General features: G+C 67.8%; 7 protein-coding genes. 2 read left to right on the top strand and 5 right to left on the bottom strand.

Going from position 1 to position 11,408, the window contains the following annotated elements; genetic code table 11:
- The 4 genes from A5706_RS00110 to A5706_RS00095 all read right to left on the bottom strand — a co-directional run.
- The coding region (locus A5706_RS00110; RefSeq protein ID WP_156766865.1) for a BTAD domain-containing putative transcriptional regulator at positions 1-4,071 on the bottom strand (4,071 nt) is incomplete at its 3' end.
- Positions 4,072-4,217: 146 nt separating this feature from the next.
- Positions 4,218-4,961: a sensor domain-containing protein gene (locus tag A5706_RS00105; protein WP_082964087.1), complete on the bottom strand. Its 744-nt coding sequence runs from the start codon at positions 4,959-4,961 to the stop codon at positions 4,218-4,220.
- A gap of 415 nt (positions 4,962-5,376) precedes the next feature.
- A complete protein-coding gene (locus A5706_RS00100; RefSeq protein ID WP_068125861.1) occupies positions 5,377-6,294 on the bottom strand; it encodes a DMT family transporter in 918 nt (305 codons plus the stop codon).
- 138 nt (positions 6,295-6,432) lie between these two features.
- A complete protein-coding gene (locus tag A5706_RS00095; RefSeq protein WP_068125859.1) occupies positions 6,433-7,302 on the bottom strand; it encodes an oxidoreductase in 870 nt (289 codons plus the stop codon).
- Between the two features lie 176 nt (positions 7,303-7,478).
- Here A5706_RS00095 and A5706_RS00090 point away from each other — a divergent pair, with 176 nt between their 5' ends.
- Complete coding sequence (locus A5706_RS00090; protein ID WP_156766863.1) at positions 7,479-8,552, top strand: diacylglycerol kinase family protein; 1,074 nt, start codon at positions 7,479-7,481, stop codon at positions 8,550-8,552.
- Between the two features lie 9 nt (positions 8,553-8,561).
- On the opposite strand, the gene A5706_RS00085 is transcribed toward A5706_RS00090, so the two are convergent.
- Positions 8,562-8,822 carry a hypothetical protein gene (locus A5706_RS00085; RefSeq protein ID WP_068125857.1) on the bottom strand — a complete coding sequence of 87 codons (261 nt, stop codon included), beginning with the start codon at positions 8,820-8,822 and terminating at the stop codon, positions 8,562-8,564.
- Positions 8,823-9,368: 546 nt separating this feature from the next.
- Between A5706_RS00085 and A5706_RS00080 the strand changes: the two genes are divergently transcribed.
- Positions 9,369-11,408: fatty acyl-AMP ligase (locus A5706_RS00080; protein WP_156766862.1), on the top strand; the 2,040-nt coding region annotated here is incomplete at its 3' end.

Below are 11,408 nucleotides of genomic sequence, written 5' to 3'. Positions count from 1 at the left end.
CTTCACCCTCAGTCGGGACAGAGTCAGCAGGTTGCCTCGCACGGCGATAACCGTTTGGCTGATCCGCATGTCGCCGGCTTCGACAAGGGGCCTTTGCGCTGGTACCCAGTCGCCAGACGTGAACCGAGTAAACCCGACTATCTTCCGGCGACTCTCTATGACGGCATTGGGTGAATACTGCTGCGCGATTTCGTCCCAGGCTTGGCGAGCAATGGCATCGATCATGCGCTCTCCCGCTCGCACGCACACATTGTCCAGCTCGACCGTGGGCGGTTCAGGCGGAGCGAGAGTGGTCGGCCGGCCGCGCTCACCAAGAATGCCACGCGCCTTCTCGGCAAGTGCCGCAGCGCCTTTCCGCTCGTACAGACCGACGGCGCGCTCGGCTGCGGCGCGCGCACCCGCAGCATCACCGCCAACGCCCAGAACCGTCGCCAGCGACAGACACGCGTCGCCGTGATCGACCAAAGCGTCGGTCCGCTCGGCCAGGCTGACGGCTTCCTCGGCGACGCGCCGCGCCTCGCCGTGATCACCGCTGCGCGATAGCAGACGCGCCCGCAGCGTGCGCCACGCGATCGATGCCTTCAGCGCATGCCCGGCGAGACGCTCGCTTTCCGAACACAATTCCTCGGCTTCGGCATCTCGGCCTAGCAACAGAAACGCGCGACCCAGCAACGCGGCGGTTTCGGCGGTGTCGGCGTCCAGCCCCATGCGACGAAAGCCGTTGTAGGCCTTGCGCAGATGCGCCTCGGCGGCGGCCGGCTCGTCGACCACCAACTCGACGATGCCGGCGAACTGCTCGACCTCGAGGAGGGCGTGGCGCAGGCCGAGCTCGGTCACCGTGCGCCGGGCCGAGTCGATCATCCGCCGGGCCGCCGCAGCTCGGCCCCGGAATGCCTCCAGGACCGCTTGGCAACGCGTCGACGTCGCCTCGACCGCCGGCGAGTCGGTCGTGATTCGCAAGAGCCGCACCACGTCAAGGCACCGCCCGCCCGCGCGCGGGACCGGGTTGGGTCCCCACAGCGCCGCGAGTGGGGCGTTGGCCAAAACCGCGTTTACCCTGCGGTGTTCGCGTGCCCGCCGCGCCGCGGTCAGAGCGTCGTCCAGGGCGACTTCGCAGTCGCCGATCCGACCGAGTCGGGCGAGGCACCCCGCCCGAACGGTGTGTGCCTTGGCTTCGCCTGCGGCATCGTCTAATTCGGCCAGCTTGGCGGCGGCCGCGCCCACAGCGGCCTCGACCTCGTCCAATCGCTCGGGATCGGTCAGCATGGACAGCTGGCCGTCGAAACACGTCGCCCAGGCCGCTAGCCGGGCGGAATTGACTGTGGTTCCTTGCAGTTGAGAGACAGCACCGGCCGCGGAAGTCACGTCACCCGCGGCCAGCAGGGCCTCGCAGCGCGCGATCAGCAGCTCGGCGGTCTGATCGTCGCGGTCGGGCAACTCGTCGTCAATCTCCTCCAGAGCGTGCAGCGCCCGATCGTAAAGGTCGGCGGCGCCCTCGTAAGCCAGGCGCGCCATCGCCTGGTCCGCCGCACGCCGGCAGTACTCGACGGCCTTGACCGCGTTTCCGGCCCAAGCACATTCGAAATAGTGGTGGGCCAGCTCGGCGAGAAACTCGTCGTCGGCGCCGGGCTCGTTCTCCAGCGTCGTCGCGATGCGCTGGTGCAGGCGCATTCGTCGCACCGAGGGCAGCTCGGCGAGCAGCGACTGCCGGACGAGGGCGTGGTTGAACCGGTAGCGACCGCCGGGTTCTTCGATCACAATGCCGGCCTTGCATGCCTCGTCGAAAGGGTCGACCAGGTCGTCCCCGACGACGCGTTCGACCAGCTCCAAGGCGAACCGACTACCGACGACCGCGGCCGCGGCGAGGGCCTTGTTCGTCTCCGGAGACAGGCGAGAAAGGCGGCGGCTCACCGCTTCCCGGACACCTTGCGGCAACGTGCTCGGATCCCACCGGCCGCCGCTTTCCTCGACGTGGCGCAGGGCCTCGATGAGGAAGAACGGGTTGCCACCCGTGACGGACGCCAATGCCCGGGCCAGCTCCGCGTCGTTGTAGCCGGCCTTGGCGACGTAGTCCGTCACGTCGTCCTCGTCGAGGCCGCCGAGCTGAAGGCGGTTCGCGGTGCCGTCACGGTGAAGGTCCGCGAGCATGGCCGAAAGGGGGTGCGAGCGATCGAGGTCGGTGCCGCGGTACGTCCCGATGATCTGCACGCGGGCCCGGTCGCCGAAACGCAGCAGGTGCCGCAACAGGAGCAGCGTCGGTTTCGCCGCCCAGTGCAGATCGTCGAGGATCAGGACGACGGGCGCGCTCGCTGAAGCGACACCCAGCAGCGCGACGACGGCGTCGAAGAGTGCATAGCGCTCGGTGTCCGGATCGGCACGGGTCGGCGCGGCCAGATCGGGCAGGACATCGCTCAGCCCGGGAACCAGGGGGAGTAGCGCCTCCACGCCCCGCAGCTCACGAAGCCGACTGCTACCAAGGCACGGCACCAGCGAACGCAGGGCTTCCGCGAACGGCTGGTACGGCGCACCGAGGTCCTCGTCGCAGCGCCCGTAAATGACCAGGGCGCCTTGGTCGTAGGCCTGTCGCGACCACTCGCCGGCCAGGCGCGTCTTCCCGACACCCGGTTCGCCGGCGATCAGCATCGCGTTCGTGCCGCCGGCGAGCGCGGTCTGCCACGCGGAAAAAAGCCGCTCGAGCTCTTGCCCGCGACCGACGAACGGCCCCGGGCCGACCAGCACCGCGGGCAGGCCCGGGCGTTCCAGAGGCGCCTCGCCCGGGGCTTCCGCACCATGGTCTTCCGCGGATTCCAGCCGCAGCTCGAAGACGTGCTCCGGGCGCGCGAGGTTCTTCAGCTGGCGCGTGCCGAGGTCGGCGAGCGCGACATCGTCGGGCAGGGAGTCGATCACGAGCTCGGCGGTCGCGCCCGAGCACAGGATCTGGCCGCCCGCCGCCAACGACCGCAGCCGCGCGGCGCGGTTGACCGCCCTTCCGAAGTAGTCGCCGTCGCGGAACTCGGCCTCCCCGGTGTGCAATGCCACGCGGACGCGCATGGGCTCCCGCAGCGCCCACGGCTCGTTCGTGATCGCGTCCTGCAGCTCCAGGGCGGCGGCGGCGGCCGCGGACGGCCGCTCGAACACCGAGAATGTGGCATCGCCCTCGCCGCGGGTCTTGATCAGCCGTCCGCCGCGGGACGTGACGACCTGTTCGACGAGCTCGTCGTGGCGTGCGAGCGCGAGCCCCATGGCGTCGGCGTCCGCCTCCCATGCGGCGGTCGACCCCTCGATGTCCGTCAGCAGGAAGGTCACGGCGCGGGTCACCGACGGAACATTTTGCGCGCCAGGCGTTTCCAGCGAGGCATCCTGCGCGACGATTGCGGCCTCCAGCCGGCGCAGCTCCGGCCCTGGATCGACGCCCAGTTCATCGGCCAGCAGGGTCCGCGCCCGCTGGTAGGCACCCAGGGCCTCACCTTGCCTGCCGGCGCGGTAGAGGGCGAGCATCAGCTGGGCCCATCGCCTTTCGCGCAGCGGGGCGTCGGCCACCGCGGCCTCGAGCTCGCCGATGATCTCGGCGGCGCGGCCCGTCGCGAGCAGCGCATCGGCCCGGTCCTCCACCAGCGCGGCGTGGCCCTCGATCCACCGCGTCTTCTCGGAGGTTCCCCGGCGCCCGTCGGGCAGTTCGGGGATGCCGCGCCAGAGCTCGAGCGCCTCCTCGAAGCGAGCCACCGCCTGCCCGGTGTCGCCGGCCGCGGCGGCATCGCGCCCCCGTCGCGCGGCCGACTTGTAGCGCGAGGCGTCAACCTCGCTGGTGGCCAGGGTCCAACCCGCGCCCTCCGTCAGGACGAAGCCGTCGCCCAGGGTGCGGCGCAGCGAGGAGATATGGGTCTGCAGGGCCTTGGCGGCCGTGCGCGGGGGATCCTCGCCCCAGAGCAGCTCGACGAGCGTGTCGGCCGACACGACCGAACCGAAGTGCAGCCCGAGCATGGTGAGTATCGCGCGGGGCTTGGCGCCCGGAATCGTGACCGGCGCGCCAGCACGCCGGACCTGGAGAGGCCCCAAAACCCCCAGTTCCACCTCTAGAAGAGTAGTCACGTCCGCAATCGTCGGTAAGACGATTCAACAAGCGGTCAAGTTCGAGTAAAGGCTGGCTCACCTGGTTCTTCGGAGCGCGCGAATCCGCCGCCGCCCGCCGGTTAGGGTCGAACAGCAATCACCGGGGGTCACACCTCGACGGCGGCGGCGATCTTGTTGACGACCTCACCCGCTTGATCCGTGGTGTCGAATCCGCACCACAGGGTGTCGATGACGACGTTGTTGCGCACTCCCATCGCGCGCTGGCACGAGAAGCCGCGGCCGGCGTCGAGGGTCTGCACGAGGCTCAACGTGCTGTCCGTCGCTACCAGCCCGCCGAACTTCCAGGCGACGGGGTTGTCGCCCGGTTGGGTGATGGTCAGCGGCCGGTTGGCGCAGCCGGCCCACCGCGGTTTGGCCTGGCTGAAGAACTGCTGGGCCACGTCGGCGTCGTGGAACCTGACCACGGCCTGAAGCAACGCGTGCTTGTTGTGGTCGGCTTTCGCGCGAGCGTTGTCGAGGAACTGCCCTTCCAACGCGACCCAGGCCCTGTCTCGGTAGACGCTGGCCTCGACCGGTGAGTAGGCGTCCAGGCAATTCCGATCGGAGACCACGTCGTCGCTGTGCGACATTTCGGAGATCGGTCGGCGCAGTGCCATGGCGGTCGTCTGCCCGACGGCGTTGACGTCCTTGGCGCTCAACAGCAGTTTCGCCAGGCGCGCGTTGAGGATTGGCGCCGGTTGCCAATGTCCCAAGTTGGGCGCCGCCACGGGTCGCCCGGTGGCGGACACCGTGCAGCCGGTCAGCATTACGCACAGACCCACCACGGCGAGGACGATCCAGTGGGCTCGCGCGGCGCTGATACCCGACGCTTTCACTGCTGTCGCAATCATCTGATCTCCCGCCCGGTCGTCTCACCGCACAACACCGCAACCACGATTTAAATTCACAGTCTCGTCTTGTGTGGCTCTGTTTGCCCCCATCTATGAAGTTATGAACAGCAAAAGCGGGTGTGAAATGCCGGTTATGAGCTGTCTATGCGTTTTGGGCATGAACTCAGAGTGTCGCGCGCCTACTTTGGACGATCGCCTGAGTCACGCTCCCGCCGTTTACGGTCGGCCCGAGCAAAGCGGTGAAAGTGTTGGCCGCGACGCGCATGGCCGGCTGAGGACGACGCTCGCCCACGAGTTGGCCAACGACCCGGGCCCACCTTGCGGAGCCTGCGTCAGCGGATCCTGGCGGATGGCGACCGCATCGCGACCCGTGGCCACGAAATTCACCTTCGAAATGTGTTCAAGCTGAACAACTTCAGGCTTGCGAGGCCGCCTTCGGCCGGTCGGTGAGCTTCACGTCGCGCCCGGCGCCGGCCGCCATGGTCGCCGCCTCGCCCCGAGCCAGGCCGATGGTCGCAACGATCACCACCACCGCGGCCACCGCAAGCAGGAACCAACCGGTGCCGTCGGCGTTCAAAGTCTCGGCCAGCACGGTGATTCCGAGCACCCCTGCCACGACGGGTTTGGCGACGATGATCGTCGGCAGCGACGCGGTGAGCGCTCCGGCGCGATAGGCCGATTGATGGATGATCATCCCGGCGACTCCGGTGAACAGCCACGCATACAGCTCGGGCGTGCGCCACAGATCTCCCGCGTGGTGTTCGATGACGTCGACGACACCCTTCATCAGCACGGAGAACACCGCCAGCAACGAACCCGCCACCGCCGCCAGCAGCAATGCCGCGGCTGGGCGGTTCGACCAGATCCGGGCGCCCAGCAAGAACAGCAGAAGTGGCGGGGCCATCACGATCGCCACCACCAACCAGGCACCGAGCGAGCCGCGCTCGTGGCCACCCGCCGGTTGCCCGACCGCGATCATGACCGCTAATGCCGCGGCCAGGACGATCGCCCACAGCCATTCGCCGCGGCTTACCCGATGACGGGTCACCCGCGCGTAGATCGGCAGCGCGAACAGCAGCGCCGTCACCTGAAGCGACATCACCAACAGCACGGATCCCTCGTCGAGGGCCCAGGCCAGCAGGAGGTAACTCGAGATGTCGCCCAGACCGCCCAGCCACCAACGCTTGTCGCGCAGCAACATGCCGAACAGCGTCAGATGACCGACCTGTTTTTCGGTGACCTCCTGCGCGGAGCGCTGTCGGATCACATTGCCAATCGCGGATGCCAGCGCGGCGCACAGGGCGAGCAGCACCGCCAGGTCCCTATCCGACATGGCATGACCTCCTCACCCGAACTCGTTCGCCATTAGCTGGCTCGCGGTAGCGGAACCGCGCCGCAAGCTTCTGACTGGCTACCCACAAATCTAACCGCGACTCGTGGGAGGGGCGCGTCGACGGCTGCGCGGTCAGCCTCAGAGCGGGAATTTGGTGCCGGTGAGCTGTTCGGACAGCTCCCAGAGCGCGGCGGCCGTGGTTGCCCGGCTGGCCGGCCAGTTTCGCCAGGTCGGCTGGGTGCGGCCGTAGAGGCCGAACCGAGGGCCGACGAACGTATCGCCCGTCAGGTCCTGCGATGCGGCATACAACGTTTGCCGGGCGCCGAAGTCGGCGTCGGTGGACACGATGCGGTCGACCGCCAGCACCGCCGCGTCGCCGAACTTACGACCGGAGTTGCCCTGCAGGTTCGTGTGCGACCAACCGGGGTGCGCGGCCAGCGCGCGCAGCGGAGAACCGACCGCATCCAGGCGCCGCTGCAGCTCGCTGGTGAACAGCAGGTTGGCCAGCTTCGACTGGCCGTAGGCCAGCCACGCCGAGTACGGCCGGGACCGCCAGTTCAGGTCTTTGCGGCTGATGTAGCCGATGTGATGCAGCAGCGAGGACACCGTCACCACGCGATCGGTCAGCTTGGGCAGCAGCAGGTTGGTCAAGGCGAAGTGACCGAGGTGATTGGTCCCGATCTGGCCCTCGAAGCCGTCGACGGTGACCGCGCGCTTGGTCGCCATGATGCCGGCGTTGTTGACGAGCACGTCGACCCTGTCGATCTGGTCGGCGAAGTGTCGCACCGAGGAGAGGTCTTGCAGGTCGAGCCGGCGCACCTCGACTTGGCCGGACATACGCGCGGCCGCGGCGTCACCCTTGTCGGTGTTGCGCACCGCCAGGATGACGTGGGCGCCGACCCGCGCCAACTCCCGCGCGGTCACTTCACCCAGCCCGCCGCTGGCACCGGTGACGATGGCGGTGCGCCCCGAAAACGACGGCAGCTCCGCCGCGGTCCAACCTGACATGGCAGCCACCCTAGCCGCGAAACGGCAGGGGCCGTCCCGGGCAATGGTTTTGGTTCACCGCGACCGGGCGGCGATTCGCGTCGGCTCGCGCACATCGCCATCGCGGGTATCGTCGCGGAGATGGCCAGCGAAATCCCAAGTGCGCGCCCCGGCCGGCGTGAGTCGGGCAGCCCCAGATGTATCTAGGGGTCATCGTCAATCCGCTCGCGCGCAAGAACCGTGCCGCGCGCCACGATGTCGCCGCCGATATGCGCCGCATCGTCGGCCCGTGGGGCGAGGTGCACGAAACCACCTCGGTGGAGCAGCTGCGCAACACCGTCGGCCAGCTGTACCCGCGGGTCAGCCACCTGATCAGCGACGGCGGTGATGGTTCGCTGAACTGGTTGATCAACGAAACCCGGCACTGCGTCGACGATCCGGACCGCTGGCCAGCGTTCGTGCCCAGCAACGGCGGCAGCGTCAACGCCGTCGCGCGCAAGGCGCGGGTGCGAGGTCGGCCCGAAGCGGTTTTGCGCGCGCTGGTCGCGGCGGCCGAGGCGAATCAGCCTCCGCCGGAGGCGTTTCTGGACACGCTGGCGCTCGACGGCGAAACCGCGGACGGCGCGAAGTTTTACCGGCTCTGCTTTGGCCTGGCCGCCGGGGGCGTCGGCAACCGGTTCTACGACAAGTACTACGACAACCACACCCATGGCCGGGCGGACGTCGTTCGGGTGATGGCCCGCTCGTTCGCCGACTACGTGACCAACAAGGTGGTCCCCGGACACTCGAGCAAGTCCAACTATGCGACCCGCCTGTTCGCGCCGACGCGCGCGCGTGTCGTGATCGACGGCGTCGAAGTCCCTACGCGGACACACACATTGCTGCACGCCGGCGCGATCGACCTCCACATCGGCGCGGGTTTCCGGCTCTTCCCGAAAGCGTCCGAACCTGGCGCGCTGCACTTCCAGGCCGGGTACCTGAGGCCGTCGAGGATCATCGCGCATCTGCCCGCGGCGCTCCGCAACGGAACCCTCCCCGGTGATCGGGTGCGGGATGTCAACGGCGAAGAGATGATCATCGAGGCCGAGGACGAGCCGCTGTCGCCGATCATCGACGGCGAGCGTTTCGACGGCATCGTCCGGCTCGTCGCCCGCGCCGGACCCCGAATCCGCATCGCACAGGTCGGTCGCCACCTACCGGTCGCGCTCGACGCGTCGCCGCTGCGTGACGCGGTGGCACGCGGAATCGATTCGCAGCGTTCGGATTCCTGACGACGGGCGCTACCGCTTGGCCTGGATGGAGCGCGTGATCTGGGCCGCGAGCTTGGGGTCGTTGAGCAGCTGGTCGACGAGCGTGGAAAGCACCTCTTGCCCGGTGACGCGGGCGACGCCTAGGCGGTCGGCGGCTTCTCGCTGCCAGATGTCGAGGGCTCGATGCTGGGCGGGCGTGAGGTCGACCGTTCGTCGCGTTCGGGGATTACGTGTGCGCCCGACCGCGAAGCGATCGGTCGGCGCCGCGGCCATGCGGTCCGGAGTGCTCATGGGTGACTCTCTCGTCGTAGCCGGTCGACGGCTGATCAGTAAGTCAGTTTCAGTATATCCGTAGGTTCTGAGTCCTGCCCGGGGCGCGGCGCCGCTCCGATCTCGCTCAGGCGTCGAATTGCCGTGGTCTACGGGCCGGCCTTTGGCGTGTTGAAAAGCCACACCGCAATACCGGCGAATTTGAAAAAGGGGCCCTTTCTGCCCGGTTTATCAGAACGCTGTCGGGGGTCGGCTGGGTCGTTGTGTACGGAACGTCGCATGTCCGTAGATCAGTATCCACGTATCGCCGCTCCACCTGGGTTTATCGCGGAGCGAGGGCGCACTGAACTACTGAAACCAGTATTCACATAAACAATTCTCGGCGAGTCAGAAAATGCTCTCGATGTGGGATGCGTCACGCGCACCTGTGAAATCCGTGTGTGGCGTCGAAATGGCTTTGCGGGACATCGATTAATGGCGCTACCTTGGGTGAATTACGACGTAACCAGTTCTTCTTTTGATTTCGGCTTAATCGGGCCACCGACCTGGAAGGGGAGTGACTCCGCGATGGAGACGCTGATCGACTACCTGCAGATGTGGGAAGCGCGGAAACCGGACCAGACCCTCTTCCGGTTCGTCGATGCCGACGGCCACGAGCTCGAGCGCTACACGTTCCGGAGCTTCGCGGAGCGGACGCGCGAGCTGGCCGCCTACCTGTCCACGGAAGCCGGGCTCCGGCCGGGAGATCGAGCGCTGCTCGTCTACACGCCCGGTCTGGAGATGGTGGCTGCCTTCTACGCCTGCGCGCGCCTCGGAGTCATCGCGGTCCCGGTAAGCCCGCCGCTACCCATGGCTTTCGAGTCGGGGCTGGCGAAGCTCAGCTTCATCGCGCGGGACTGCCAAGCCAAGGCGGTGCTGTCGACCAAGCAACTCGAGTCCGACTTCCGTCAGCTGCTCGACCACCGGCAGGGCGCGATGCCTTGGCCTGACGCCGAGAGGCTTCCGGAGCTCCCGTGGGTCGCGACCGATGAGACGCGCAACTTCGGTGGCGCCCCCGTCGCCGACAAGCCCGGCCGAGTGCTCTTCCTGCAGTACACATCCGGTTCCACCAACGACCCCAAGGGTGTGGTGGTGACCCACTCGAACGTCATCGCCAACGCGTCGGCCTTCCCCGACAGCGAGGTGGTGGTCAGCTGGCTGCCGCAGCACCACGACATGGGTTTGATCTCCGCTTACCTGTTCATCGTGGTGATCGGTGGCAGCACGCACGCGATGTCACCGGAGGACTTCCTGAAGCGGCCCGCATCCTGGCTGCGGCTCATCAGCGAGGTGCGCGCCACCCGCACGCCCGCGCCGAACTTCGCGCTCGAGTACTGCCTGCGTGAAGACAAGCTTCCGGCGTCGCATCTCGAAGGCATCGATTTGAGCAGCCTCGAGTCGATGCTCATCGGGGCAGAGCCGTTGCGGGCCAAGACGTTTACCCGATTCCGGGAGCGCTTCGCCCCCTATGGACTGCGGCCCGACGCCGTCACCGGCGCCTACGGCCTGGCCGAGAACACCCTGATCGTGTCCGTGCGGGGTCGCCAGACGCTGGCCGTGAACAAGCGGGCCCTGCAGCAGAACGTGGTTCGGGTTGAAAAGGCTCTGCCGGAGAACAACAACCAGGCCCCGCTGGTAAGCAGCGGCAAGCCCGCCGAAGGGAACGTCGTTCGCATCGTCGACCCCGAATCCCGGCAGGCGCTGGGCCAGGGCAAAGTCGGCGAGATCTGGCTGGACGGACCGTCCAAGGGGGGCGGCTACTGGCATCGCCCCGAGGCCAGCGCGGAAACCTTCGGCGCTCGCATCGCAGGCGATGACGAGCACACCTATTTGCGGACGGGTGATCTCGGTTTCCTCTACGAGGGCGAGCTGTTCGTCTGCGGGCGGACCAAGGACCTGATCATCGTCCGCGGCGTCAACTGCTATCCGTCGGACATCGAGGCCGTCGTGGAACGATCCGCCCCGCAGGTCCGGCACGGCTGCGTCGCTGCGTTCGCGTTTGAACCCGAGGAGCCCGAGGGGGAGGAAGCGCTGGTCGTGGTCGCCGAGGTGCGGGACGGCAACGACCTCCCGGACGGCAAGGCCCTGGCGCGAGCCATCCGCCGGCACGGCCACATCGATCCGCACACGATCGTGTTCGCGCCGCCGCGCAGCATCCCCAAGACCACCTCGGGGAAGATCAGGCGTTCGCAGACTCGCCAGCTATGGCTGGACGGCAGGCTGCCCGCGCTGGCGACCTGGGTTAACCAGTCGGCCCACCACACCCACAACGGGCCGGACGCCAGCGCGGGCCCCCTCGCACGCTTCCAAAATCTCATCGAGAGCTACGACCTCACCGGGTACGAAGATTGCTCCTTCGCCGACCTCGGGATCGACTCGCTGGCCCTGGCCGAGCTGCGCTCGGACCTACAGGCGCTACTGGAAGAGCACGGGGCGGGGGAGTTGGCCGAGGAGGTCAACACGCGCCTGCTCCAGCGCCTGACCGTCGCCGAGTTCTTCCGGCTCATGCGGCAATTCGGTGATCGGTCCGGGCAGCCCGTGGAGGCACTGCGGCAGGCGCTGGATCAG

Source organism: Mycobacterium sp. E796 (genome assembly GCF_001672815.1).
Lineage (GTDB): Bacteria > Actinomycetota > Actinomycetes > Mycobacteriales > Mycobacteriaceae > Mycobacterium.
The sequence above is the reverse complement of the archived record's forward strand: the minus strand, read 5'-3'. Positions and strand labels throughout refer to the sequence as shown.